22 protein-coding genes are annotated in these 26,279 nt (G+C 66.3%); 11 read left to right on the plus strand and 11 right to left on the minus strand.

Features of this window, described 5'->3' with window-relative positions; translation table 11 throughout:
- Window positions 1–102: 102 nt before the first annotated feature.
- Window positions 103–1,038 carry an alpha/beta fold hydrolase gene (locus tag LXM94_RS05140; protein ID WP_235770084.1) on the minus strand — a complete coding sequence of 312 codons (936 nt, stop codon included), beginning with the start codon at window positions 1,036–1,038 and terminating at the stop codon, window positions 103–105.
- A gap of 170 nt (window positions 1,039–1,208) precedes the next feature.
- Between LXM94_RS05140 and LXM94_RS05145 the strand changes: the two genes are divergently transcribed.
- From LXM94_RS05145 to metF, 5 genes are all read left to right on the plus strand, one after another.
- A complete protein-coding gene (locus tag LXM94_RS05145) occupies window positions 1,209–2,063 on the plus strand; it encodes a ribonuclease T2 family protein (protein ID WP_235770085.1) in 855 nt (284 codons plus the stop codon).
- Between the two features lie 102 nt (window positions 2,064–2,165).
- The gene (locus tag LXM94_RS05150; protein ID WP_235770086.1) at window positions 2,166–3,974 is read left to right on the plus strand and encodes a hypothetical protein; all 1,809 of its coding nucleotides are present in this window, start codon (window positions 2,166–2,168) and stop codon (window positions 3,972–3,974) included.
- Window positions 3,975–4,106: 132 nt separating this feature from the next.
- Window positions 4,107–5,756 (plus strand): energy-dependent translational throttle protein EttA, encoded by a 1,650-nt coding sequence (gene ettA, locus LXM94_RS05155; RefSeq protein ID WP_235770087.1) that lies wholly within the window; start codon window positions 4,107–4,109, stop codon window positions 5,754–5,756.
- A gap of 221 nt (window positions 5,757–5,977) precedes the next feature.
- Complete coding sequence (locus LXM94_RS05160; RefSeq protein WP_235770088.1) at window positions 5,978–6,997, plus strand: ArsR/SmtB family transcription factor; 1,020 nt, start codon at window positions 5,978–5,980, stop codon at window positions 6,995–6,997.
- Window position 6,998: 1 nt separating this feature from the next.
- A complete protein-coding gene (gene metF / locus LXM94_RS05165; RefSeq protein WP_235770089.1) occupies window positions 6,999–7,910 on the plus strand; it encodes a methylenetetrahydrofolate reductase [NAD(P)H] in 912 nt (303 codons plus the stop codon).
- A 498-nt stretch (window positions 7,911–8,408) separates the two neighbouring features.
- On the opposite strand, the gene LXM94_RS05170 is transcribed toward metF, so the two are convergent.
- On the minus strand, window positions 8,409–9,341 hold the full coding sequence (locus LXM94_RS05170) for a DMT family transporter (RefSeq protein WP_235770090.1): 933 nt from the start codon (window positions 9,339–9,341) through the stop codon (window positions 8,409–8,411).
- Window positions 9,342–9,424: 83 nt separating this feature from the next.
- On the opposite strand from LXM94_RS05170, the gene LXM94_RS05175 reads away from it, so the two are divergent.
- The gene (locus tag LXM94_RS05175) at window positions 9,425–10,807 is read left to right on the plus strand and encodes a cation:proton antiporter (RefSeq protein WP_235770091.1); all 1,383 of its coding nucleotides are present in this window, start codon (window positions 9,425–9,427) and stop codon (window positions 10,805–10,807) included.
- Window positions 10,808–10,827: 20 nt separating this feature from the next.
- Here the strand turns inward: LXM94_RS05175 and LXM94_RS05180 are convergent, their stop codons facing one another.
- The 6 genes from LXM94_RS05180 to LXM94_RS05205 all read right to left on the minus strand — a co-directional run bounded on the left by LXM94_RS05180 (window position 10,828) and on the right by LXM94_RS05205 (window position 17,120).
- Window positions 10,828–12,021 (minus strand): lytic murein transglycosylase, encoded by a 1,194-nt coding sequence (locus LXM94_RS05180; protein ID WP_235770092.1) that lies wholly within the window; start codon window positions 12,019–12,021, stop codon window positions 10,828–10,830.
- Between the two features lie 122 nt (window positions 12,022–12,143).
- The gene (locus LXM94_RS05185) at window positions 12,144–12,923 is read right to left on the minus strand and encodes a glycoside hydrolase family 25 protein (RefSeq protein WP_235770093.1); all 780 of its coding nucleotides are present in this window, start codon (window positions 12,921–12,923) and stop codon (window positions 12,144–12,146) included.
- Between the two features lie 149 nt (window positions 12,924–13,072).
- Window positions 13,073–13,723, minus strand: coding sequence for an outer membrane protein (locus LXM94_RS05190; RefSeq protein WP_235770094.1), 651 nt, complete (start codon window positions 13,721–13,723; stop codon window positions 13,073–13,075).
- Window positions 13,724–13,901: 178 nt separating this feature from the next.
- The gene (locus LXM94_RS05195) at window positions 13,902–14,573 is read right to left on the minus strand and encodes a class I SAM-dependent methyltransferase (RefSeq protein WP_235770095.1); all 672 of its coding nucleotides are present in this window, start codon (window positions 14,571–14,573) and stop codon (window positions 13,902–13,904) included.
- A 2-nt stretch (window positions 14,574–14,575) separates the two neighbouring features.
- Window positions 14,576–15,823: a DUF3419 family protein gene (locus tag LXM94_RS05200; RefSeq protein WP_235770096.1), complete on the minus strand. Its 1,248-nt coding sequence runs from the start codon at window positions 15,821–15,823 to the stop codon at window positions 14,576–14,578.
- Between the two features lie 133 nt (window positions 15,824–15,956).
- A complete protein-coding gene (locus tag LXM94_RS05205; RefSeq protein ID WP_235770097.1) occupies window positions 15,957–17,120 on the minus strand; it encodes a calcium-binding protein in 1,164 nt (387 codons plus the stop codon).
- Window positions 17,121–17,465: 345 nt separating this feature from the next.
- On the opposite strand from LXM94_RS05205, the gene LXM94_RS05210 reads away from it, so the two are divergent.
- Together LXM94_RS05210 and LXM94_RS05215 are read left to right on the plus strand one after the other, a co-directional pair.
- Window positions 17,466–19,025 (plus strand): putative bifunctional diguanylate cyclase/phosphodiesterase, encoded by a 1,560-nt coding sequence (locus tag LXM94_RS05210; protein ID WP_235770098.1) that lies wholly within the window; start codon window positions 17,466–17,468, stop codon window positions 19,023–19,025.
- Between the two features lie 102 nt (window positions 19,026–19,127).
- Window positions 19,128–20,510: a serine hydrolase domain-containing protein gene (locus tag LXM94_RS05215; RefSeq protein WP_235770099.1), complete on the plus strand. Its 1,383-nt coding sequence runs from the start codon at window positions 19,128–19,130 to the stop codon at window positions 20,508–20,510.
- Between the two features lie 16 nt (window positions 20,511–20,526).
- Here the strand turns inward: LXM94_RS05215 and LXM94_RS05220 are convergent, their stop codons facing one another.
- The 3 genes from LXM94_RS05220 to LXM94_RS05230 all read right to left on the minus strand — a co-directional run bounded on the left by LXM94_RS05220 (window position 20,527) and on the right by LXM94_RS05230 (window position 23,528).
- Complete coding sequence (locus tag LXM94_RS05220; RefSeq protein WP_235770100.1) at window positions 20,527–21,444, minus strand: lytic transglycosylase domain-containing protein; 918 nt, start codon at window positions 21,442–21,444, stop codon at window positions 20,527–20,529.
- Window positions 21,445–21,574: 130 nt separating this feature from the next.
- On the minus strand, window positions 21,575–22,207 hold the full coding sequence (locus LXM94_RS05225) for a LysE family translocator (RefSeq protein WP_235770101.1): 633 nt from the start codon (window positions 22,205–22,207) through the stop codon (window positions 21,575–21,577).
- Between the two features lie 106 nt (window positions 22,208–22,313).
- Entirely contained in the window at window positions 22,314–23,528 is a 1,215-nt protein-coding gene (locus tag LXM94_RS05230; protein WP_235770102.1) for a pyrophosphate--fructose-6-phosphate 1-phosphotransferase, read from the minus strand.
- 352 nt (window positions 23,529–23,880) lie between these two features.
- On the opposite strand from LXM94_RS05230, the gene LXM94_RS05235 reads away from it, so the two are divergent.
- The 3 genes from LXM94_RS05235 (at window position 23,881) to LXM94_RS05245 (ending at window position 26,236) form a co-directional block, all read left to right on the plus strand.
- The gene (locus tag LXM94_RS05235; protein ID WP_235770103.1) at window positions 23,881–24,621 is read left to right on the plus strand and encodes a J domain-containing protein; all 741 of its coding nucleotides are present in this window, start codon (window positions 23,881–23,883) and stop codon (window positions 24,619–24,621) included.
- Window positions 24,618–25,367, plus strand: coding sequence for an N-acetylmuramoyl-L-alanine amidase (locus tag LXM94_RS05240; protein ID WP_235770104.1), 750 nt, complete (start codon window positions 24,618–24,620; stop codon window positions 25,365–25,367). The genes LXM94_RS05235 and LXM94_RS05240 overlap by 4 nt, the downstream gene beginning before the upstream one ends.
- A gap of 344 nt (window positions 25,368–25,711) precedes the next feature.
- Window positions 25,712–26,236: a lytic transglycosylase domain-containing protein gene (locus LXM94_RS05245; RefSeq protein WP_235770105.1), complete on the plus strand. Its 525-nt coding sequence runs from the start codon at window positions 25,712–25,714 to the stop codon at window positions 26,234–26,236.
- The last annotated feature ends 43 nt before the right edge of the window (window positions 26,237–26,279 follow it).

Below are 26,279 nucleotides of genomic sequence, written 5' to 3' on the forward strand. Positions count from 1 at the left end.
CGAGATAGACGCAAGCCGTCATGAGGTGATGAGCGCAGGAATTGAACGCCGGCCGGCCTGACATGGATCAGCGGCCTGAGCCCGAGCGCATGGCGCGCGGGTTTATCGCTGGACGGCGCTGCGGCACCAGGTGATGAAGTCGTCCCTCGCCCTGTCCCTCGTGGGGGCGATCTCGTTCAATGTCTCATGCCGGGCCTCGGGGTAGACGATGGTGGTGACGTTCTCAAGGCTTGACTTTTCGAGCCGTTCGGCGAGGCGGCGGATGGCCCGGCCCCTGTCGGTCGCCGGATCCTCGCCGCCGGCGACGAGATGGATCGGCAGGCGGCGCGGCAGCCGTGCGATGTTTGCCGCATCGATGCCGCCATAGATGAGGTCGAAGAGGTCGATCCAGAGCGACACGCTGGCGTCGAAGCCGCAGCGCGGATCGGCGACATAGGCGGCGACCGCCGCCGGATCGTGCGACAGCCAGTCGAACGCGCTGCGCCGGTCGGCGATCGACCGGCCCCAGGCGCCGAAGGTGAGGCGCGGCAGCAGCGCGCTCGGCACGTCCGAGCCCTTCAGCATGCGTTCGGCAAGCAGGATGGCCTGGCCGGCACGGCCGGCAAGGCCCGCATCGAAATTCGAATTCCACACCGCGAGGGCATCAAGCCTGTCTGGGTAGGTCTCAGCGAAATTGAGCGCGATCAGCCCGCCCATCGAATGACCGAAGACGACGACGGGGAGGCCGGGATGACGCTCGACCGCCGCATTGCGCACCGCGAAGAGGTCGTCCTGCACCGCCCGCGCGCCGGCGCGCTGCGCGAAGCGGCCGAACGGCGCATCTGGCGCGGTCGTCTCGCCGTGGCCGCGATGGTCGTGCGCATAGACGTGAAAGCCCGCTTTCGCCACGCGTTCGGCGAAGCGGCGGTAGCGGCGGGAATGCTCCGAAAGTCCGTGGGAAAGGAGGAGGATGCCGATCGCCGGGCCTTCTGCCGGTGCGCGATGGCACGCAAGCAGAGCCCCCGTCGGGCTCGCAAGCCGAAACATGTCGTCGAACATCGATCCTCCCAGCCTTGCGGCCGTGGCAGTCAAACCGAAGCGTGGCGCAAAAGCAATGTGGCCGGCAGCGGAAATCGCCGATTTCTTTGCGAAACCCCTAGAAATCGAGAGTTGTTTATAGTCTCGATTTGTTCTCATTTGTTCCTGTTTTATTCCGATCGGGTGCGGTCATGCGGACATATTTTTCCATACTTGCCCTGGTGCTGTCTTTCCTTCCGGCGCGCGGCATGGAGGCGAATGGCGTTCGGCAAGACGTCGCGCCGACCGGGCAGGCCACGCGCCTGGTCCTTTCGCTCACCTGGCTGCCCGGCTTCTGTGCGAGCAGGACCGGTCGGCAGGAATGCGACAGGCCCGGCGCGGACGATCGGGCCGCGGCGGCATTCGCGCTGTACGGCCTCTGGCAGCCGCGCCGATCCTATTGCAGCCTCGACGCGGGCGTGGCGGAGACGGCGCGGAAGGCGCGGTGGACCGACCTGCCTCCGCTGGCGCTCGATGCGGCGCTGGCGGCGCGGCTGTCACAAGCCATGCCGGGCGTCGTGTCGGGACTCGACCGGCATCAGTGGCTGCGCAACGGGACCTGCGTTGCAGCGTTGCCGACCGACTACTACCGTCAGGGCCTCGGCCTGCTCGATGCGGTCAACGCTTCGGCCGTGCCCGGCGTCCTTGCCGCACGGGCGGGCGGCGCGGTGACGCTCGCGGAGGTCCGGGCGGCCTTCGACGCGAGCTTCGGCCGCGGCGCCGGCGAGCGCGTGCGGCTTGCCTGCCGGACGGTGGAAGGCAGGACCTTCGTGGTCGGCCTGACCATCGGTCTCGGCGCCGGCGCCGGCGACCTCGCGGCACGTCTCGCTGCGGCAAAGCCGACGCGCTCGCGCTGCGCGGCCGGCCTGACGGGCGGCGGCCGCACACATGGCACGACACATGGCGCGACACATGGCGCCAGGGCAGGCGACGGGCTGACGGCCGACGCGGCGGGCAAGGATGCCGCGGGCCTGGACGGCAACGGGAACCCTGCGCCGCAGGATTGACGGCGGGCCGTACCGTCCGGCGCGAAACCCAATCTTAAACTAGTCTTTCTACCGTGCGGCTGGAACTGCCCCGCGTTTTGCGCGGCCGGGCTGGAGGCGAGGATGGCGGACGGGATTTGCGAGACAGGCTGCCGGGCGGATGTCCGGACCCGACTGTCGCTCCTGCAATCATCCCTCATCGTCTATGCGACCGCCCTCGTCGTCGTCCTCGTCGACATTGCCGACGGCCGGGGCTTCCACGCCGATGTCGACGACCAGCTGCGCGGATTGCAGATCCGCTACCTGCTGTCCGGCGCGGGGCACTGGTACGATCTGACGCTGCCCTTCATCGCGACGCCGGAACCCTATGTCTCGCCCTGGTCACGGCTCGTCGACCTGCCCTACGTCCTGATCGCCAGGGGGGCGTCGCTCTTTCTCGCGCCCGAGATGGCGCTGAAGGGGGCGTTCTGGGTCTGGCCCGTGCTGATGCTTTCGATCTTCAGCGTGCTGTCCGCCTTCATCGCGCGGCGCCTTGGCGAAGCCCTGCCGCTGTCGCGGCTTGCGCAGGGGCTTTCGCTCGTTGCGATGACCTTCGTCATGGTGATCGCCGTCGTCGAATTCACGCCCGGCCGCATCGACCATCACAATGTGCAGATTCTCGCCCTGCTGCTGATTGCGGCCGGCATAGTGCGCTGGGATGCGGCCGGTGGCGCGCTGATCGGCGCGGGAAGTGCGATTTCGGTCGTGGTCGGCCTCGAGTGCCTGCCCTTCGTAGTGCTGGTCTATGGCGGGCTCGTCGCCTGCCATGTCTTCGGCCTGCGCGCTGCACGCGGCATTCTGATCGCCGCCTCGGTTGCGATGGCGGCGACCACGCTGCTGTGTGCCGGCGCCTTCCTTGGAGCGGCCGGCGCGCTCGCGACCCGGTGCGACGCCTTTTCCGCGCCCTATATCCTTCTCATGACGGGGTTTTCGCTGATCATCGGCCTTTGCGTCGCCGTCACGCCGGCAGCGCTGCGGCCCGCCGGGCGGGCGCTGGTGCTCGCGGTTCCCGGCGTCGCGCTCCTCGCTCTCGCCGCCGCCCTGTTTCCCGCCTGCCGCGCCGGTCCCTACGCCGTCATCGATCCGCTGTCGCGCCTCTACTGGTTCGACCGGATCTGGCAGGAGCACAGCGTGCTCTATCTCTTTGCCAATCAGCAAAGCGACGTGGTCGCCCTCGTCGCGCTGCTTGCGCTGACGCTCGCAGCCACGCTGCCGTCCATCATGGAGAAGGCCCGCAACCGGGCGGCCCCGTGGCTCCTGCTCTATGCGACCGCCGTCGTCGCCTTCGTGCTCACGCTGCTCCTCACCCGCTATGTCCGCTTTCCGGCGGCGCTTGCGCCGCTCTTCCTGCCGGCCGTGGCGGGCTGGTTCTTCGATCCCGGCCGCAACGGGCGCGGCCGGACGGTGCTGACGGCGGCGACCGCGCTCTGTCTCTCGGGCATCGTCGCGCTGCAGGTCCTCGTCCCCCGCTTCGTCTGGCGCTTCGATGCCGCGGACTACATGACCTTCGACGAATGCCGGACTGCCGACTTTTCCGTGCTGTCGACCGTGCCGCCGGGACGCATCGCGCTGCCGAACGGCATGGCGCTCTCCGTTCTTTTCGCCGCGCCGGCCGGCTTCTCGGTCGGCGCCGTGCCCTTCCACCGTGCCGCGCCGGGCATGAAGCGCATGTACGAGGCGTTCCTGTCGGGTGATCCGGCCGTGCGAAAGGCCGCCCTGGCGCCGTTCGACTATGTCGCGGTCTGCCGTTTCCCGCTCGCGTCCGACCCCGCGGCCGCGCCGCTTTATGCCGCCCTGTCCGCCGGCGGCGATTGGCCCGGGCTCGCGCGCGTCGCAGCACCGGTCGAGACGCCGTTCCAGCTCTTCCGCATCGACCACGCGGCGCTGCGATAGGGCGGGCGCGACGGCCCGCACCGCCTCCGCCCGGGCGTCCGCCTTTGCGGGCCACCATCCATTCCCGCATTGCCGCCCCGCGAGAATTCCCCTACATAGCGGGCACATTTTTCCGATGCGGAGCGCGTTTGCATGGCACGTCAGTTCATCTATCACATGGCCGGTCTCAACAAGGCCTACGGCAACAAGAAGATCCTCGAGAACATCCATCTGTCCTTCTATCCGGATGCCAAGATCGGCATTCTCGGCCCGAACGGCGCCGGCAAGTCGACGGTGCTGCGCATCATGGCCGGCCTCGACAAGGAGTTCACCGGCGAAGCCTGGCTCGCCGACGGCGCGACGCTCGGCTACCTGCCGCAGGAACCGCAGCTCGATGCCTCGAAGACCGTGCTCGAGAACGTCATGGAGGGCGTTGCCGACAAGAAGGCGATCCTCGACCGCTACAACGAACTGATGATGAACTATTCCGACGAGACGGCGGACGAGGGCGCCAAGCTGCAGGACGTCATCGACAGCCAGAATCTCTGGGATCTCGAAAGCCAGGTCGAGATGGCGATGGACGCGCTGCGCTGCCCGCCGGGCGATGCCGCCGTCGACAATCTCTCGGGCGGCGAGAAGCGCCGCGTCGCGCTCTGCAAGCTGCTTCTGTCGCAGCCCGACCTGCTGCTGCTCGACGAGCCGACCAACCATCTCGATGCCGAGACGATCGCCTGGCTCGAAAAACACCTGCGCGAATATCCGGGCTCCGTGCTGATGATCACCCACGACCGCTACTTCCTCGACAATGTCACGGGGTGGATCCTCGAGCTCGACCGCGGCCGCGGCATTCCCTATGAGGGCAACTATTCGGCCTATCTGCAGGCGAAGGCCAAGCGCATGCACCAGGAAGGCCGCGAGGAGGCGGCCCGCCAGAAGGCGCTGACGCGCGAACAGGAATGGATCGCCTCGAGCCCCAAGGCGCGCCAGGCGAAGTCGAAGGCCCGCATCCGCGCCTATGACGAACTGGTGCAGGCGGCGGCCGATCGCCGGCCCGGCGATGCGCAGATCGTCATCCCGGTCGGCGAGCGTCTCGGCCAGGTCGTCATCGAGGCCGAGAACCTGTCGAAGGGCTATGGCGACCAGCTGCTGATCGACGGCCTGAGCTTCAAGCTGCCGCCGGGCGGCATTGTCGGCGTCATCGGTCCGAACGGTGCCGGCAAGTCGACGCTCTTCCGCATGATCACCGGGCAGGAGAAGCCCGACAACGGCGCGATCACCATCGGCGAGACGGTCGATCTCGGTTATGTCGACCAGAGCCGCGACTCGCTCGACGGCAACAAGACCGTGTGGGAGGAGATCTCCGGCGGCAACGACGTCATCAAGCTCGGCAAGCACGAGGTCAACAGCCGCGCCTATTGCGGCGCCTTCAACTTCAAGGGCGGCGACCAGCAGCAGAAGGTCGGCACGCTGTCGGGCGGCCAGCGCAACCGGGTGCATCTTGCCAAGATGCTGAAGGCGGGCGGCAATGTCATCCTGCTCGACGAACCGACCAACGACCTCGACACCGAGACGCTGGCAGCGCTCGAGGACGCGCTGGAGAATTTCGCCGGCTGCGCCGTCATCATCTCGCACGACCGCATGTTCCTCGACCGCCTCGCCACCCATATCCTCGCCTTCGAGGGCGACAGCCAGGTCGAATGGTTCGAGGGCAATTTCGAGGACTACGAGAAGGACAAGATCCGCCGCCTCGGCCCGGATTCGGTCAACCCGAAGCGGGTCACCTACAAGCGGCTGACGCGCTGACCGTTGATCCGCGAGCCGGGTTCCGTCCTCCGGTCGGGGCACAGCTCGTTTCAAACCCCGGTCCGCCGGGGTTTTTCTTTGTTTGCGACGGTGGCATGATGGGTATGGCTCCCGCCGTCGTGCGCGCGGGGCGCGCGTTCCTTCACACAAAGCACTTGCCTCATTTGATTTAATCACATAAACATATCTTTATGTGATTAAATCAGTCGCGCGGTGACCGAATGAATGCTCTGGGCCTTGAGGATCTGGTCGAAGTACTGAAAGCCGCGGGCGAGCCGACGCGGTTCCGCCTGCTTGCGCTGCTCGCGCGCGGCGACCTGACGGTCAGCGACCTGACCGACATCCTCGGCCAGTCCCAGCCGCGCATCTCCCGGCATCTGAAGCTCCTGGCGGAGGCGGCGCTGATCGACCGCTACCAGGAGGGCGCCTGGGCCTATTTCCGCCTCAGGCAGGACGACGGTCCCGTTGCCGTCGTGCGGCGGCTGCTGGAGACCACGGATGCCGGCGACGCGGTGCTGCAGCGGGACGGCGAGCGGCTCGCGGCGCTGAAGCGCCTGCGTTCGGAGAAGGCGCAGGCCTATTTCAGCCGCAATGCGGCGGAATGGGACGCGCTGCGCCAGCTTCACGTCAGCGAGGCGAAGGTGGAAAGCGCGCTCAAGGACCTTGTCGGCCCGGCGCCGGTCGATGCCTTTCTCGATCTCGGCACCGGTACGGGGCGCATCCTGCAGCTTTTCGACGGTCTCTATCGCCGCGGCGTGGGGGTCGATGCGAGCCGCGACATGCTGGCCGTCGCCCGCGCCAATCTCGACCGGGCCGGCATCACCCGGGCGGCGATCCGGCACGGTGACATCTTCAACCTGCCGCTGGAGCGCGACGAGTTCGACATCGTCACGGTGCACCAGGTGTTGCACTTCCTGCAGGAGCCGGAGGCGGCCATCGCCGAGGCGGCGCGCATGCTGCGCCCGGGCGGCCGGCTGGTGATCATCGATCTCGCGCCGCACGGCCTCGAATATCTGCGCGACGACCACGCGCATGTGCGCCTCGGCTTCTCGCACGAGATCATGCGCGACTGGCTCGAAAAGGCCGGCCTGCGTGTCGAGGATGTCACCGACCTGCCGCCGGCCGAAAAGAGCGACACCGGCCTGACGGTGACGCTCTGGCTGGCGCGGGACCAGCGGCCCGCCGGCGCGGTCGGCGCGATGGAAACACTCAATAATGTGGCAACCGGCGGGAGGGCGTGAGATGACGGGACCGGCAAAGGCAGGGGACATCAGGCTCTCCTTCGAGTTCTTTCCGCCGAAGACGGAGGAGGCGGCCGAGCAGCTCTGGCGAACGGCCGACGTGCTCGCCGGCTATGCGCCGCATTTCGTGTCGGTGACCTATGGTGCAGGAGGGTCGACCAAGGCGCCGACGCTCAGCACCGTGGCGCGGCTCCTGCGCGAGACGCCGCTCAACGCCGCCTCGCACCTGACCTGCGTCGGTGCGACGAAGGATGAGGTTCACGCGGTCGTGGACGAATTCCGGGCCGTGGGCGTCCGGCATTTCGTGGCGCTCCGCGGCGATCCCGCGGGCGGCGCCGGGGCGGCCTACACGCCGTTTCCCGGCGGTTATGCCAACGCGGCGGAGCTTGCCGGCGGGCTCAGCGCGCTCGGCGATTTTGAGATATCCGTCTCCGCTTATCCGGAAAAGCATCCCGAAAGCCCGGACGTCGCGGCCGACATCGACATGTTGAAACGCAAGGTCGATGCGGGCGCCACCCGGGCACTGACGCAGTTCTTCTTCGAAAACGACGATTTCGCGCGCTACCGGGAGCGGGTCGAGGCCGCCGGCATCACCATCCCCATCGTGCCCGGCATCCTGCCGGTGCACAATCTCGCGCAGGTGCAGAAATTTGCCGGCCTCTGCGGTGCGAGCGTGCCGGCCTGGCTTGCGGCCCGGCTTGGTCCGATCGACGACGATCCGGAGGAGCGCGCCAGGGTTGCCGCCGACCTCGCTGCCGAGCAGGTGCGCGGGCTGATCGCGCTCGGCGTCACGGAATTCCATTTCTACACGATGAACCGCTCGCAGCTCGTCAGCGCCGTCTGCGATGCCGTCGGGTTTCCGCGGAGCGGCGTCAGCCATCGCGGCAGGGCGGCCACCGGCGCCGCGGCCTGAGCCTTTCGAGCGGCCGGAGATCGGGCCGGACCACAAATGAAAACGCATGGCGCCATTTCGGAGCCATGCGTTTTCTACGAACTTCGGTGGCTGTTTCTTGTTTTTTGTTGTCCCGCCCGAAGCGGGAGTGGCGCCGTCGCCTCAAATGAAAAGCATCGTGGCGACGAAGAGGAACGCTGCACTGATCATCAGAACATTCAAGGAATGTGTGAGTCCCATGGCTTACCTCCTTGCGTTACGGGGCGGATATTACGTCCGTTAAGCCGTCCTTGAAAAGCCGATATTGTGCTGCACTGCGGAAACCCCCACGGGCATGTGCGTTTTCCACATGGATAAGTATTTGATATATAATGAGTAATTTTCTCGTCACAAATTTTTCCCACTACCGCCGCTTTGGTTAATGCGTGCAAAGTGCATTCCTAAACGGCACAGCACTTCACCGGTTCCAATGTCCTGAAATAATTCGTGATTCGGTTTTCGCGCCGTGCCGGACGCGTGTCAGCGCCGAAACAGCCGTCCGTCGAGGACGACCAGGCCGGCGAGCACGAGCACCATGCCGGCTGCCGCCGAGAGGCTGATTTGCTCTCCGAGCAGGACGACACCGGCAAGGATTGCGCTCGGCGGCACGAGGAGCGTCACGAGGGACGTGTTGGTGGCGCCTGCCTGCGCCATGATGCGGAAGAACAGGATATAGGCAAAGGCGGTGGAGACGAGGGCAAGCGCCAGCACGCAGGCGAGCGCGCCGGCAGACGGCACCGGCAGGCTCCACGGCGTATCGAGCGTGAGGGCAACCGGCAGCATCAGGATGGTCGATGCGGTGAGCTGTCCCGTGGCGGTGACGGGCGGCGGTATGTCGCGGAAGCGTTTGCCGTAGGTGCCGGCAAGTCCGTAGCTCGCAGCTGCGGCAAGCGGCAGCAACACCGCCCAGAGCGGCGGCCCGTCCGTTCCCCCGGCAAGCGGTGCCAGCGCACTCGGCCCGATCAGCACCACTGTTCCGGCAAAGCCCAGAAGACAGCCCGCGATCTTGGCGGGCGTCATCTTCTCGTCCTCCGTCAGCCGGTTGGCGATGAGCACGGTGAAGATCGGCGTCGTCGCATTGAGGATCGCGGCAAGCCCGGCGCCGATTTGCGTCTGGCCGGTGAAGATCATCATGTGGGGCAGGGCGTTGTTGAAGAGGCCCATGACGGCGAATTCGCGCCAGCGGGCCGCGAAGATCGGATAGAGGCCGTGGCGCCCGGCGAGAAAGAGGTGAAGCGCCAGCGCCGCGAGACCGAGGCGCAGCAGGACGAGGGTCGCCGGCGGCACCTCGGCGACCGCGACCTTGGCGAAAAAGAACGACCCGCCCCAGATCAGCCCGAGGAGGAGGAGAAGCGTCCAGGTGCCGGCGTCCATGAGGGGTTGCGGCCGGACCGCGGGTGTCGTCGAATTCATTCTGCTGACCTCTTGCTGCCGCATTCGGGACGTCTGCTTGGCATATCGCGCAAGTTCTTGCGTTGCCACCCGAATTCCGCATCATGGCCGAAATGCACACCGACCCGTTCATCACGCACAGCATCGCCGAGTCCGCCGCGCACGGCCCCTCGATGGTCCCGATCGCCCTCGTCATCGGCGTGGCGGCGCTGCTCGGCCTCCTGTTCCTCTGGCTGCGGCAGCCGCCGCTCGTCGGTTTCATCCTGGCCGGCGTCGCGCTCGGCCCGACGGGACTAGGGGCGATCGGCTCGTCGGAAAACGTCGCGCTGCTGGCGGAGATGGGCGTGGTCGTCCTCCTCTTCTTCATCGGCATGGAACTGTCGATCAAGGCCTTCATCCTGTCGCTCCGGCAGGCGCTTCTCGTCGCCGGCAGCCAGATCGCGGTGGCGCTCCTCGTCGGGGCGGCGGCGGGCTATCTCCTGGATTCGACCGTGGCCGAGGCGATCATCCTCGGCTTCATCTTCGCCATGTCCTCGACGGTGGTCGCGATGAAGATGCTGGACGAGATGGGAGTGCTGCGCGCCGAGGCGGGCCGTATCGCGGTCGGCGTGCTGATCGCGCAGGACATCGCGGTCGTGCCCATGCTCATCTTCGTCACGAGCCTCGGCGGCGAGGAGACCCGCATTGCGGCGCTCGTCACGAAGACGGTGATTGCCCTCGCGCTGCTCGGCGGCCTGCTCTGGTGGTTCGGCCGGCACAACAAGCTCCGGATCCCCTTTGCGGAAGCGGTGCAGGACAAGATCGAGATTCTGGCGCTTGGCTCGCTCGCCATCTGCTTCATCGCGGCGGCGCTCTCCGGTGCCCTCGGGCTTTCGGCTGCCTATGGCGCGTTCCTGTCCGGTCTCGTCGTCGGCAACACCAATCTCAGGAGCCGCGTGATCCCGGTCATCGAACCGATCCAGAGCGTATTGCTCGTCGCCTTCTTCCTGTCGATCGGACTGCTGATCGATCTCGACTTCATCTGGGGCAACCTTTGGGGCGTGCTCGCGGTGTCGCTCGTCGTCATCGCGGCGAAGACGGTGCTCAACGTCTTCCTGCTGCGGCGGACCGGCGCCTCGCAGCAGACGGCGCTGGTGGCCGGCCTGTCGATGGCGCAGATCGGCGAGTTCTCCTTCGTCCTGGCGTCCGCCGGGTTCTCGGTCGGCGCGCTCGGCTACGACAACTATCGGGTCGCCATCGCCATCACCGCCGTCACCCTGCTTCTGTCGCCGTTCTGGACGGCCGTCATGCATCGGCTGGAGAACATGGCGTCGACGCATCTCGAGACCTATCGAGAAGCGATCGCCATCGCCTATGCCCGGGAGTTCCAGGTGGTCGGGCGCCAGCGCATCCTGGTCCTGGACGCGGTCTGGGCGGTCAAGGTGCGCTACAGGGCCGTGCGCAAGGCGCTGCGCAAGGGGCGCCGGCAACGGCACCAGGAGCTTTGAAGCGCCTGCTGCCGATGCCGTCAGAGCGCATTGAGAAGCGCGGGGGTTGCCCAGCCGTCGGCCGGCACGCCGAGCCGCAACTGCTCCTTCTGGATCGCAGCACGGGTGCCCGATCCGAGAATGCCGTCGATCTTGCCGACGTCATGGCCGAGGCCCTGCAGCTTTACCTGAAGCGCCTTCATCTGCTCGTCGCCGAGACCCTGCTCGGGCTCGCCCCTGGCATAAGGCGGCGCGCCGGCGAGCCGCGTCGCGAAATAGGCGGCCGACGTCGTGTAGATGAAGGACTGGTTCCATTCGAGGTAGATGTTGAAGTTCGGGTAGGTGATGAAGGCCGGCCCCATTCGGCCCTGCGGCAGAACCAGCGAGGCGCCGAGGCTGGCAAAGGAGGTGTCGCCGTCGCGCGGCGCGACGCCAAGGGCAAACCAGTCGCCGGCGGTCATGCCGGGCTGCAGGCCGGTCTTCTCGAAAGGCAGGCTCTCGGGCAGTGTCACTTCCTGGATCCAGGGCTCGCCGCGCTTGAAGCCGAGATGCTGGATAAATTTGGCAGCGGTCAGGATGGCATCCGGCGAGCTTGCCTTGACGTTGACATGGCCATCGCCGTCGCCGTCCACGCCAAAGGCGATGATGTCCTCGGGCAGCATCTGCACCTGGCCGACTTCGCCGGCCCAGGCGCCCGTCGTGCCGCGCGGGTCGAGGTCGCCGTGCTCGACCATGCGGATGGCGGCGATGAGCTGCGGACGGAAAAGCTCGGGGCGACGGCAGTCATGCGCAAGCGTCACCAGGGCGTTGCGCGTGTTGAAATCGCCCTGCACGACGCCGAAGTCGGTTTCCATCGCCCAGAAGGCGGCGATGACGGGACCGGGCACGCCGAATTCCTGTTCGGCGCGCTGGAAGACCGACGAAAGCTCGTTGAGCTTGGCGCGGCCGATGTCGAGGCGCGCCTGGCTTACCGTCCGGCGGGAAAACTCGAGGAAGGTCTGGCGGAACACGCCTTGCGCGCGGTCGCGCGACAGCACCTTCTGGTCGATCGCGGCGCCGGCAAGCGCCTGGTCGACGGCCGCCGCGGGGATGCCGGCGGCGACCGCCTCGGCCCTGACGCCGGCAAGAAAGGTCTGCAGATCGCCGCCGCAGGCAGGGCTTTGCGCCCATGCGGACCCCGCTGAAAGCAGGGCCAGCGTCGCTGCCGCCAACGTAAGGATGCGCGCTTTGGCCATCGGATGCTCCGTAATGAGGGGTTGTGGTCCGGCTCTCTCAGAAGATTGTGACCGAAGCAAGAAAAAGATGAGGATGCGTTGTTCTTTCGGGTGTCTCCGACGCCGGCCGGCGATCGACGCTGCTACTTTGTGTAGGCCGTCATCCATTTCTGCCAGGACTTGGGCGACCCTGCGAAGACATTGATGTCGGTGTCTCCCGAAATGCCCGGCACCACACCGGTCGACGTATATTGCCAGAATGCCCAGCGCCGCGTGGCGTAGATGTTTTCCGGATGGTCGGCGACCGAACGAAGCCAGAAGTGATGGCCCTCGAAATGACCGACGAGATTGTCGCGGTGGAAATCGACCGTCGTGTAGATGATCGGCCGCTTGCCGTAGTGCGCCTCCAGCCGGTCGAGGAAACGCTGCAATTCGCTTCGCACGGTTGCCGGGTCGGGTCGCGTCTTGCAGGTCGGCGAATGGCTGTTCCATTCGGCATCGAGTACCGGCGGCAGTTGCACCGCTTCCCTGGGCACGTTGCGGATGAACCAGTCCGCCTGGTCGTCCGCCGTCGAGCAGAAATAGTAGAAGTGGTAGGCGGCGGTGGGGATGCCGGCCGCCCGCGCGCCGCGCCAGTAGTCATGGAACCGTGCATCCAGTCGGTCCGTGCCTTCCGTCGACTTGGCGAAGACGAAGGAAACGCCGGACGTCCTCACCGCCTGCCAGTCGATGTCGCCGTTCCATTTGGAGACGTCGATGCCGTGGATAGGGTGGTTGTGCGGCGTGCGGGCGCCGAAATCCTGCGGATCCTTGTCCTCGAAGCGCGGCGGGATCGCGGCGGTGGATACGAGATCGTAATCGGTGGTCGAGCACGCGGCCGCAAGAAGGGCGAGGGGCAGGAGTGCCAGAATCAGCCGACGCATGAATGTCCCGTGTCTTAGATCGTTCTGATAGTGCCTGACACGGGCGCATCGGTAAAGGGGCCGCACGCCTTGCGCGAACCCTTGCGGGAACAACCTGGGATCAATCTGCTGCGGGGCGAACGGGGAGGCTCGCCTGCCTCCCCGAAGGATCAGAACTTCCAGCTGACGCCCATCATGACGGCATTGCTGTCGAGATCCGTCTTGACGCCGTTGATGCGCTTGTCCTGGTAGTCGGTGTAGCGGTATTCGAGCCTGCCCGTCATGTTGTCGGTGATGGCGTGCTCGACGCCGGCGCCGATCGTCCAGCCATGCAGTGTCTTCGAATCGTCGTCGCCGGTCGTGCGGTTCGTGACCTCCGCGTTGGTAAAGGCCCAGCCGCCCGTCGCATAGAGAAGCGTGCGGTCGAAGGCGTAACCCGCACGGGCGCGAACGGAGCCGCCCCATTCCGTCTGTGCTTCGTAGGGCGTGCCGGCAACGCCGAAGCGCTGGTCGTTGAAGTCGTGCTTGATGTCGGCTTCGACGCCACCGACCCAGTTTCCGCTCTGGTAGTTGTAGCCGGCATGCAGCCCGGCGAGCCAGCCGTCGAGACTGGGATCGGACGAGGCGCCGCCGGCGCTGAAATCGCCGTCCGTCCAGCCGTAGCCGACGTTGCCGCCGACATAGAAGCCGTTCCAGTCGTAGATGCCGCTTACCTCGGTGATCGGCGCCTCGGTGGGCGGTTCGGCAACCGCCATATCGGCGGCGCGCGCTGACAGCGTCGTTGCGGCGAGCATCGCCGTGCCGAACAATAGGAATTTCATGGCATGTCTCCTGTGCAATTCGGCATCCCACGCCGTCCGCTGGACGGTAAAGAACTCCGGGTGCCTTCGGTCGCAAGTCGCGCGGGAATGAACTCCCCCGCGATGTCGCCGGAACGCGCGGAATGCGATCCGGTTCCGCGAACAGGACTAGGTGATGATTGCCACCGAAAGAGGGCCGTCAGATCGCTCGCGCAATCGTGATCGTCGCGACCCAGGCGTAGCCGCCGGCCACCTTGCGGAAATCCAGTGCCGCGCCGCGGCGGGACGCGGCCGCTTCGAGCACGGATTTGAGGCCGGCGCGCGGCGTGACGTGGAACCTGGAGAGCCAGAGATGCAGCGAGCGGCGGAACGCCGCCGGCAGATTCTCCTGCTGGCCGAAATCGACGACATGCAGCGATCCGCCGGGATTGAGTGCATCGACCGCGCGATCGATGGCCTGCTCCCAGTCGGGGATCATGGAGAGGGCGTAGGAGACGACGATTCGGTCGAACCCGCTGACGCCGAAGTCCGACGCAGTGAAGGTCGTCGCGTCGAGGACCCGCAGGCCGGGCAGGCGGGCGCGGCCGGAAAACTTCCGCTCGGCCGTTGCCAGCATCTCCGCGGATATGTCGAAGCCGAAGAGGCGCGCCCCGGGGTAGCGGCGCGCGATCTTCTCAAGGTTGCGGCCCGTTCCGCAGGCGACCTCGAGAACGCTGCCGCCCGCCGGCGGCGCGAGGCGGGCGATCACGCCGTCCCGGCCGAGCAGGTAATATTTCCGCGTCGCATCGTAGATGTGGCGCTGGTAGCGATACATGCGGTCCATGCGGCGAGCATGTGCCGCATCGATGGGGGCCGGGTCCGGAAGCGCCATCGTCAGCCCTTCTTGCGATAGATGTGGAAGCCGCCGTAGATCGCCGACCGGTCGCGCGCGCCGAGCGCACGCGACCGGTCGCGGTCGTAGTCCCACAGGTCGAGCACTGCTCCGGAGACCCGGCCCTCGAGGATGCTGGCTTCGGCGGCCGTGCGGAAGATCACGATTGCGCCGTCGGTTGCCGTGCGGCTGATCTCGCTCCACAATGCATTGAGCTGCGCGTCGGTCATCCAGTCCTGTGCGTCGAGCAGGACGAAGCGGTCGACGGAGTTCGCCGGCTTGCCGGCAAGCAGCTCGGTGAAGTTCGCATGGTGCACCGCGACATTGGTGCTGTTGTCGCGGATGCGTTCGTAATTCGCTTCCGCGAGATAGTCCGGCAGGCTGCCCTCGTGCGGCAGCGGATAGCGGCGTGCGAAGGCCTGCCAGGCGAAATAGTTGTCGCGCAGCGGGAAATGGCAGGTGAGCTTTTCGAGCCGCTGGCGCAGCACCGGGGCCAGTGACTTGCCGTCGCTGAGGCTCGCCAGTTCGTCGAACTGCTGCGGCGGAATACCGAGGCCGAAGAGCGACGCCTTGCGGGAGGTCATCCAGCGGATGAGCGGCCGGTCGAAGAGCGGCGCGATGCGGGTGTCGAAGAACTGCCGCTGCTCGCGCATCGAGCGCGTCTCGGCAAATTCCCGCGGATCGACGCCATGCAGCCGCGCCATCACGTGGCCGAGGGTGATGAAGCGGCCGAGCAGGCCGGTGCGATAGATGTTCCGGTTGAAGACGCCGATGCGCCGGCGGCCGAAGAGGTCGCGGCTGCTCCAGTACTGCTGCGTCGCGGCGTCGAGCTTCGGCTCGATGAAGAGCTCGTAGGTCTGGCGGTTGGTGACCGTGACTTGGCCGGACAGGAAACGCACGACATCCGCGTGGGACGGCATGTGGCGGAAGACCGCAAGCTTCAGGCGATTGAGCGCGATGTGGTGCGGATTGAGGTCGACGACGTCGATGCGGGCCGGCGAGCGGCTGAGATAGGCGAGCATGTTGCAGCCGCCTGAACCGATGGTCACGATGCGGTGGCCGGGGGCGAGCGCCATGGCATCGATGTCGACGGCCGGATCCTCCCATATCTGCGGATAGACGAGACCCGAGAAAAGCAGCCCGAAGAGGCGTTCGGAAAGGCCGCTCGCCGAGAGCGGCTTGTGCTGGAGCAGCGCTGTCTTCAGTTTCCGGTTCTTGCGGTAGCCGGCATCGGGTGCGAGTTCGGTCATGGCGGTGTCATCCCCTGAGGTTTCGGCTGCATTAGCCGCTTCGCGCAACAGTTTGATGACGTGGCCTGGGGACTGCCGGAACGACGAACGCGCCGGCAATGCCGACGCGTTCGCGATGGGAGGATGGCATCGATCAGAGGATGAAGTCGGTTTCCTTGATGTCGAACGCCTTGTCGATCGAAAAGACCAGATCGGCCACTTCGTCGCCATCCAGATCGGCAAGCACGCGGGTCTGGCCGCCGACGATCTTGTAGCGCACCTGGCCCTCCTCGCCGCTGAAGGCATCCTTGCCGAGGAACGTGAAGGCCTGGTCGCCGGCCGTCGACGTGCTGGCATCGATGAGGGACAGGTCGATCTTGTCGGCCTGACCGCGGAAGAAGTCGGTGATGAGGTCGCGCTGTGCGGGAACCTGCTTGCTGTCGTTGATCGTCTCGAACACGAACAGGTCGCGGCCGAGACCGCCGGTCAGGATGTCCTTGTCGAGGCCGCCGATCAGCGTGTCCTTGCCCTTGCCGCCCTTGATGGTGTCGTTGCCGGCACCGCCGTCGAGCGTGTCGTGCAGCAGTGCGCCGTTCATGATGTCATCGCCGGCGCCGCCGTCGAAGAAATCCTTGAAATTGCCGCCCTTCAGGGTATCGATGCCGTCGCCGCCGAAGACCGTGCCGACAATCTTGCCGCCGCCGGCCGTGTTGAAGAGGTCGTTGCCGCCCTCCAGGTCGATGTCGCCGTTCATGAGACCCTTGTTGCGGATCTCCTCCACCGCCGTCGTGCCGTTGGCGTCGAAGGCGAAGACGTCGCCGTTGATCGTGCCGGTGTTGAAGATCGTCAGCTTCTCGGTCGACGGGTTGAAGCGCGTGATGCCGTCGTCGTTCTTTCCGGTAATGGTGCCGGAATTGACGATCGAGCTCGTCGTCGTGTCGTTGATGCCGCCGATGATGACGCCGAAGCTCTCGCCAACGACGCTGCCGGCATTGTCGATCAGGCTGTCGAAGCTGCGGATGCGCAGGCCGTAGTGGTCGGAACTGCGGATCTTGGCCGTGCTCGACAACAGCACTTCGTTGTTGCTGTCGGCTGACTGGGAATCACCGAGATCGATCACGCCGCCGCCGGCCGAAACGGTGCCTTCGATTTCGGCGGTGTGATTGCTGCCGGTGCCGACGATGGCGCGGTCGAAAAAGCCGACGCCGTCGGTGCGGCTGACCGTGACGCCCGCGTTGACGATCACGTCGTCGGTCGTGCCGAGATTGGCCCGGATGCCGGCGCCGATCGAGTTAAATGCAAAGGTTTGCAATGCCATGACAATCTCCAATGGGATTCGGGACCATCGAGTGGTCGCTCTCTAGATTTGGTTATGCCCCTCAGCCTGCTCTTATTTCTGCTGCGCAAGTGAAACGCGGCTGCTCACCGATTTATTCTTCGCTGGCCCGCACTTTTTTCTTCCGGCCTACATCGGCGCCTGCGCGTGTCGTTGCGCGGGGCGATCGCGCGGACCGCTTGCCCGGCGGCCGACATCGTCCGCCGCACCGGGACTACGCCCAGATGTTGCATTAACGAAGTGTCATACATTCCCGAATAGAAACGGCGTGGGGGCAGTTCGCCCTTTCACCCTGTTGTCATGATAGCAACTGTCTCGGGTAACATGATGTTAAAGGCTGTCCTGCCGCGCATTGAGCAGCGCTACGCCCTTGCGGGCTTCATCTTCGGTTCGTTCCTGCCTGCCATCTGCCTCGTCGTCCAGGCATTTCTCTGGAGCGGCGAGCAAGGCGGCTTCACCGCCTTCTCCTTGCCGGCGGCCACGGCGCTCGGCCTGATGCCCTTCTTCTTCTCCGTCGGATTCTTCCAGATCGGGCGATCCAGGGCCCAGTTGCTCGCGGAGCTGCAAAACCGCCGCCATACGGAGGAAAGGCTGAGCTTCGAGGCCTATCATGACCGGTTGACGGGCCTTTCGAACCGGTTCAGCCTGGAGCGCGATATCGGCGGGCTGGCGGCATCGGGCGATGCGGAGCGGGGCATTGCCCTGCTTCTCCTCGATCTCGACCGGTTCAAGTTCGTCAATGACAGCCTTGGGCACGACGTGGGGGACCAGCTCCTCGTCGCCATCAGCAACGCGCTTCGTGAGATCCTCTCGCCGTGCACCCGCATCTATCGGCTCGGCGGCGACGAATTCGTCGTGATGATCGCCGGCCACCCGTCGCCGGGCAAGATGGAGGACATCTGCCGCACCGTGTGCCGCCGCTTCGGCGAACCCTTCGTGCTCGCGCGTCATACCGTCCTCAGCGGCTGCAGCATCGGCATCACCTACATGGAACGGGCGGACGAGGGCATGTCGACGCTGCTGAAGCGGGCGGACGTGGCGCTTTACGAGGCGAAGTCGGCGGCCGGCAATACCCATTGCTTTTACGACAGCAGGCTCGCCGACGAGACCGACCGGCGGACGCTCATCGAGAACGACCTCGCCCGCGCGCTCGCCAACGGCGAGTTCTTCCTCGAATACCAGCCGATCATCGGCGTCGACAGCCGTGCGGTCCGCTCGTTCGAGGCGCTGGTGCGGTGGCGGCACCCGGAGAAGGGTGTCATCGCCCCGGGCGATTTCATCCCGATCGCCGAGAAGACAGGCTTCATCATGCCGCTCGGCGACTGGGTTCTGGAAACGGCCTGCCGGGAGGCGGCCGGCTGGCCGGCGCCGACCGGCGTCGCCGTCAACGTCGTCGGCGACCAGTTCAAGGGCCGTGATTTCATCGACCATATCAAGCGCTGCCTGGCAATGACCGGCCTGGCACCCGGCCGGCTGACGATCGAAGTGACCGAATCGATCTTCTCCGTGGAGGAATCCGTGGTGCGCGAGGCGCTGGCGGAACTGCGCGCCTTCGGCGTGCGGGTGGCGCTCGACGATTTCGGTGTCGGTTTCGCCTCGATCAGCAATCTCAGAACCTTCCCGCTGGACCAGCTCAAGGTTGACCGCTCCTTCGCCGGGGCGATGCTTTCCAGCAAGCGGGACGCCGATCTCGTGGACATCATCCTGAAGCTCGGCAGGACGTTCCAGGTCGACACCACCATTGAAGGAATCGAGACGGAGAGCCAGCTCGACTTCATCCGCGCGCGGGGTGCCGACGAAGCGCAGGGCTTCCTGATCTCCCGTCCCGTGCCGGCGAATGGCGTGCTTGCGTTCCTCGCGGGGCCGCAGGCCGCGCTGTCCGCGTGAGCCGGCGAACGGCACCCCGTCGCGGCGGCGCGCTCGCCAGGGTGCTTTTCTTGGGGGCCGATTCCTGATTGTGTACGGGCCGGACGAGGACGGAGAAGGATCATGACCCGTTTCGGTCGCTATGTCATGCGCCTGCTGGCGGTGCTTGCCGCGCTTGTCGGGATCGGGGCCGCATGGCTGATCGTCCGTCCGCCGGAGTTGCTCAGCGTCGGCGCGGATTACGCGGCCAAGATCGTCTGTTCCAATGTCTTTCTTGCTGGCCGCGATCCGGCGGAGGTGCTGGCGCTCGACGTGCAGGCGCCGGGCCACCCGCTGCTGCGTCTGATGCGGCAGCATGTCGACCGGGAGGAACGGACCGTCACCGCGCACCTTCTCGGGCTCTTCGCGCCCGGCTATGCCGCCTACCGGCCGGGCTTCGGCTGCACCAGCGTTCCGGATGGCGATTTCGTTGCTGCGCGGCAGGCGGTCTCGGACGTGGCGGTGCCCGTCGCGCCTGCGGCGGACGAGGGCAAGCCCTGGCCGGCGGGACATGCCGTGAGCACGGATCCGCGCCTCGCCGCGGTCCTCTCGGATGCCACGCTGACCGGGCCCGGCATGCGCGCCGTCGTGGTGGTGCATGAGGGACGCATCGTCGGGGAGGCCTATGGCGGCGGCTTTTCGGTCGCCACGCCGCTGCTCGGCTGGTCGATGACCAAATCGGTCAATGCGGTGCTCGTCGGGCGCCTCTTCGCCATGGAACGGCTGGCGCCGCAGACGGCCGAGCTCTTCCCCGAATGGCTGCAGGACGGCAGGGCGCGCATCACGGTCGCCGACCTTCTCGCCATGCGCAGCGGCCTTGCCTTCAACGAGAACTACGGCGGCGTCGCGGACGTCACCCGGATGCTCTATCTCGAGCCGGACATGTCGCGCTTCGCGATCGCACGGCCGCTCGAAGCCGGTCCCGGCACGCGGTTTCGCTATTCGAGCGGAACGGCGGTCATCCTGTCGCGCGTCTGGATGAGTGCGCTGAAGGACCGGTGGGAGGCGCTGACCTTTCCGGCGCGCGCCCTCTTCGTGCCGCTCGGCATGGCGAGTGCGGTGCTCGAAACCGACGAGACCGGTATCTTCGTCGGATCCTCCTACATGTATGCCACCGGCCGCGATTGGGCGCGCTTTGCGCAGTTGCTGCTGAACGACGGTGTTTGGAACGGCACACGGCTTCTGCCGGAGGGGTTCGTCGCCGCGATGGGGACGCCGACCCCGGTTTCGAACGGCGCCTACAGCGCATTGCAGACCTGGACGGACGGGCCGGGCGGCGAGGCGGATGTCGCGGCCGGCCTGCCGGAGGACGCGTTCTGGATGCTCGGCCATGACGGGCAGTCGACGGTCGTCATACCGTCGCTGCGGCTTGCCGTCGTGCGGCTCGGGCTCACGCCGTCACGGCTCGACTACCGGCCGCAGCCCATGGTGCGGCGGATCGTCGACGCGCTGAAATCCGGAAACTGACTGAAATCGCCGGCGCTCAGCGCAGGCCGGCTTCCTCGAGCAGGCCCTTGCGCTTGGCATGGTAATAATAGCCGCTCGCATAGAGCATGACGGCACCGTCGTTCTTGTCGTCGGCGACGAGCCAGGCGCCGCGCAGATACTTCGCGGCGTATTTGATGTTGGTTTCGGCGTCGAACAGGCCGTCTGCCGGACCGTCGTAGCCCATGCTCCTGGCGGTCGCGTACTTGATCTGCATCAGGCCGTAGTGGCCGCGGTTATAGGCTCTCGGATTGTACCGGCTCTCGCGCTTGACGACGCGATGCAGCAGTGTCTCGGGAATGCCGTAGATATCGGCGTATTTGGTGATCAGCGCGTCGATCGGCGTACCGGATTTCTGGATCGGCTGTTCCGCCTGCTGCGTGACCACGAGGCCGTCATTCGTGGCGGTGACGCCAGCGATGACCATGACCGGCTTGGCGACGGGCACGATCTTGCGCGTTGCGACCAGTTGTTCCAGGCCCTCCGGCTCGCCGCTGTCGAAACCGGGTTCCATGGCGGACACGCCGATGGTCGTCGCGGTCAGGGTCGTGCTGCCGGCAAGTGCCGCCGTGGCGGCGGCCGCGCCGGTCAGGGGCCTGGCGCCGGCAAGCGCGGAGACGGGTACGGCGTCGGCTCCTTCGGCCGCGACCGGCGTCGGCAGGCCTTCCGGGGTGTTTTCCGTGCCGGGCTTGGCGGATGGCAGGACGGCATAGGCGACCTCGCTTGTGGCGCCGGCGGTCGCGCCGATCGTCGTCGGCGCGCCTGCAAGCTGCGCGTCGGTGGCGGTCTCTGTTCCGAGCGGCCTCGCGCCTTTCGCGGTCGTCACGTCGTCGGCGACGCTGGTGCAGCCGGCCAGCGCGGCAACGAGCCCGACGCAGGCGAGCGAGGCGATGCGGAAAGCCGGGAAGTCTGCCATGTCGTCGCTTTCGTTTGCGGAAATGCGCGACGGGCAGGACCGGCGCGCCGATGCAAATCAACCGGCTCCAAGGCCGTTAACCGTCCTTAACCCATCGAGGGACCTGCGGCAACCCGCAGGATTGGCGAGGTCAGGCGCCCGCGCGCTTCAGCCCCGCAGTCAGAAGACCCGCGCCGATCAGCAGCGAGCCGCCGACGCGGTTGACGATCCGCTGCACGGTCGGCTTGCGGATCGTCCGGCGCGCCGCCGAGGCCATCCAGGCATAGGTGAAGGCGTTCAGCGTCGCGAGCACGAGGAAGGTGATTTCGAAGATCGCCATCTGCGGCAGGACCGGCTGCGCAAGATCGAGGAACTGCGGCAGGAAGGCGACGAAGAAGACGATGCTCTTCGGGTTCAGCGCGGTCACGACATAGGCATGGGCGAAGATGCGGCCCGGACGGTCGTTCGCGGCGGTCGAAGCGCTGTCGGCTGCGCTCGCAACGGGCGCGCGCCAGAGCTTGATGCCGAGCCAGATCAGGTAGGCCGCGCCGACCCATTTCAGAACGGTGAAGATCGCCGCCGAGGTGGCGAGCAGCGCGCCGAGGCCGAGCATCGAGGCGGTCATCGCCGTGAAGTCGCCGAGCGCCACGCCGGCGACGGTCGCGCCCGCGGTCCTGCGGCCGTGGCCGAGCGCATAGGAGATGACGAGCAGGATCGTCGGCCCGGGAATGGCCAGCATGACGGCGGAGGCGGCGGCGAAGGCGAACCAGTGTTCGAAGGACATGAAAACTCCCCGTGGAAGGAACCACGGGGAGCAAGCCACCGGACCGAGCGGCGGTCAAGGGGCTTTGCAGTCGGCGCAGACGGATCGCTTCCGAGCGGATGCGGGCTCAGTCGGCGGTCTTCCAGGTCTGGCCGATCGCCTGCATCACCTCGCCGAACCACCGGGCCGTGGTGTCGAAGTGCTTGCCGCCCTTGATGCGCGGGAACTCGATCGTCCGCAGTTTTCCGCCCTGCGCCTCGTCATGGCCCGTGACGCCGGAGACCTTGTTGAGGGCGCTTTCGACGGCAAGGTCGACCATGCTCTGGATCAGCCGCAGGTCGTCGCGGTTGGCGGGAGCCGAGCGCGCATAGTAGCCGGACTTCTGCACCATCGAGCGCTCGGCGCCGAGCAGGTTGGCGAACTGCTTGGAGAACCAGTTGCCGACATTGATCGTGTCGATCTTCACATGGCCGAAGGCGTCGCGCTTGACGGTCTCGCCGGCCGCCTCCCGCTCGGCGACGATGGCGTCGAGGCAGGCGCCTTCCGAGACGAAGAGCGTGACGAAGCCAGTGCGATCCATGATGCGGCGAAGCCGGTCTGCTTCCGACTCGAGGTCGAAGGCGAGCTCGGGCAGGTAAAGCCCGTCGATGTTTTTGAGCTGCGCATCCATCATGAAGCCTTCGACATATTCGTTGGCCGAGGTCTTCTGGATGTAGGCGCGGGCGGTCGCCGCCGTCAGCCAGCCGCAGTGGCGGCCCATCACCTCGTGCACGACGAGCGTGCGCGGCGCAGCGCTCTGCTCGTTGCTGACATGGTCGAAGAAGCCGGCACCGACTTCGGCGGCCGTCCAGGCCCCGAGCGATTGGCGGATCGGCACCACGTCGTTGTCGACCGTCTTCGGAAGGCCGACGACGGTCAGGTTGTAGCCGTTGGCGCCGAGATAGGCGGCAAGATCGGCCGCCGTCGTGTTCGTGTCGTCGCCGCCAATCGTGTGAAGGATGGTGATTCCGTCGGAGGCGAGGCGCTCGGCCGCCACCCGGAGGGGATTTTCGCCGTCCTTGACGAGGCCGCGCTTCACGCAGTCGGCGGCATTGGTGAGCTTGACGCGGCTGTTGCCGATCGGCGAGCCGCCGTGACGGTGCAGGAGGTGCGCCTTTTCGCGCATCGCCGGCGTGATTTCGATCCGGTCGGCGAGCAGCAGGCCCTGGTAGCCGGAGCGATAGGCGACGAGGTCGAGATCCGGAGCGATGTCGCTGTAGCGCTCGATGAGGCCTCCGACCGCCGAAGACAGACAGGGGGCGAGACCGCCCGCGGTGAGCATTGCGACTTTCTGCTTGGCCATGAATCCTCCTTGGCAACAGTGCGTCTCATCGGGCTCCCGCTCTAGCGCATTCGCCGCCGGAGCGGAACCTGTTTCGCTGAGCCGCCGTGCGAACGTTGCCGGCGGCCCGCCCGAATCGGCCGGACGGACCATACTGAGCGAACATGAAGGATCGGCAGCGATTGCGGGTATGACGCGCGGGGCCGTTTCCAACGGGTTCCCGGCGTCCGGCGGGTCGGTTTCATGGCGCTGATCGCAGCATCAAAAAAAAGAATGCTTCCACTTGTTGAGGGACTTCAAAATTCGGTTATCCTAGGATCGGCGCGCGGCGCACGACTTGCTTTCGCCGTCAATGTCTGGTCAGGATTCGCCGATGTTCTCCAATTCGGACAATTGCGTGCTCTCTTCGCTCTGGGATCGTCTTGTCGGCATGGTCTCCGACGCCGCCAGCAATGTGCTGTCGGGCGTCGTGGAAGCCGTGCGCACGCTGTTCGAGGGGGATCCGGAAACGCGCAGGCAGGTGGCCTTCTCCGTCGCCATGATTGCGCTCTCGGCCAAGATGGCGAAGGCGGACGGCGTCGTCACGACGGCGGAGGTGGACGCCTTCCGCGACATCTTCAAGTTCCCGGACGATCAGGCGGCGAACGTCGCCCGCCTCTACAATCTCGCGCGCCAGGACGTCGCCGGCTACGAGGCCTATGCGGAGAAGATGGCGGCACTTTGCGTCTCCTGCGAGCGCAACTGCCCGATCCTTGAGGACATCGTCGACGGCCTGTTCCATATCGCCAAGGCGGATGGGCTCATCCATGACATGGAGATGGCCTTCCTCTCCCGGGTCGCGGAAATCTTCGGCATGGCGGAAGGCCGCTTCGAGCAGATCATGGCGCGCCACGTGCATATCAGCGGCCGCGATCCCTACAAGGTGCTCGGCGTTTCGCCGAAGGACGATTTCCCGACGATCCGTCGCCGCTACCGGCTGCTCGCCTCCGAGCACCACCCGGACCGGCTGGTCGCCCGCGGCGTGCCGCAGGAGTTCCAGCAAATCGCCAACGACCGCATGGCGGCCCTCAATGCCGCCTATGCCGCCATCGAGAAAGAACGCCAGGCGGCATGATCGCATTCAAGCCGGACCATGCTGGAGCAGCGGTCGAGCCGTCGCCGAACCATGGACCGCGTGCCGGTGACCGCGCCCCCGACATGATCGTGCTGCACTATACCGGCATGCCGAGCGCCGAGGGCGCGCTGTCGTGGCTTCGGTCCGAAGAAAGCCAGGTGTCGAGCCATTACTTCGTTCACGAGGACGGGCGGATCACGCAGCTCGTGCCGGAGACGCGGCGGGCGTGGCATGCCGGGCGCAGCAGCTGGAAGGGTGATACCGACATCAATTCGGCGTCGATCGGCATCGAAATCGCCAATGCCGGCCACCCGGGCGGACTGCCCGATTTTCCCGACGCGCAGGTCGATGCCGTCGTCGAACTGTGTCGTGATTGTGGCGGAAGGTGGAATATCCGCCCGGAGCGGGTCCTCGGGCACAGCGATGTCGCCCCCGTCCGCAAGGTCGATCCGGGCGAAAAGTTCCCCTGGCGCCGGCTCTTCGAGGCGGGTGTCGGGCACTGGGTGGAACCGTCGCCGATCGCCGGCGGCCGCTTCTTCCAGCGCGGCGATCAGGGGCAACCCGTCGAGGCGCTGCAATCGATGCTGTCCCTTTACGGTTACAGCACTGAAATCACAGGCCAATTCTGCGATCGTACCGAGGGTGACGTGGCCGCTTTCCAGCGGCATTTCCGGCCGTCCCGCGTTGACGGGATCGCCGACTTTTCGACGATCGACACGCTGCACCGGCTGCTGTCCGCCCTGTGACTTGCATCGTCTCCGGACCGCGAATTTCAGTGCGGCCTAATGGAATGTTACGCGCTGTAACAGAAGTTTACCGCCGCGCCTTATCCTGACCCGATTGCACCTGTCTTTTCCGCCGGCCTTCGACGCCGATGGCGCTTCGACCCCTTGAACCCGGTCGCTGCACCGTCGGGCGAGGGGGCGGACGGCCGTGTTTGCGGAGGTAGGGCCTCCTTCGGGCCGATCCGCGGCTCCGCCCCATCGGGCGGCTGCCATCCCAAAAGTGGAACTCAGTGCGCTGGTGCCGGGGCCGACCGCCCGGGTGCCGCTGGCGAAGCCATGCGCCATGACCGGAGACTTGAATACGAATGTTGAAATTTGTCGTGGCCGCCGGTGCGGCCTGCCTCTGCGCGCTTCTCATCCAGGCCACCGCCGCTGAAGCGGCCAACAAGGAGACCACGGCGGAGAAGAAACCGCTCAAGACCGTTTTCCGCACCACGGGCTATGCGAAGCCCGACAAGCCGACCGGCGGGGTCTCCGGCATCATCAACAGCTATGCGCGCCAATACGGCGTTCCGGTCGATCTCGCCCATGCGGTCGTCCGGGTCGAAAGCAACTTCAACCCCAGGGCCCGCGGCAGCGCCGGCGAAATCGGGTTGATGCAGATCAAGCCCGCCACGGCCCGCATGATGGGCTATCGCGGCAGCGCCAAGGGGCTCTTCGATCCCGAAACCAACATCAAGTTCGGCATGCTCTATCTTGCCAAGGCGCATGAGCTCAGCGGCGGGACGACCTGCGGCACGATCCTGCGCTACAATGCCGGCCATGGCGCCCGCCGGATGAACCCCGTCTCCAAGCGCTATTGCGGCAAGGTGCAGGCAATCCTCAACTGAACCGTCGCCGCGCCGTCACGGGCGATCGCGGCGGCGGCGCTAC

Origin of the sequence: Rhizobium alarense, assembly GCF_021555155.1 — a bacterium.
GTDB lineage: Bacteria > Pseudomonadota > Alphaproteobacteria > Rhizobiales > Rhizobiaceae > Rhizobium_D > Rhizobium_D alarense.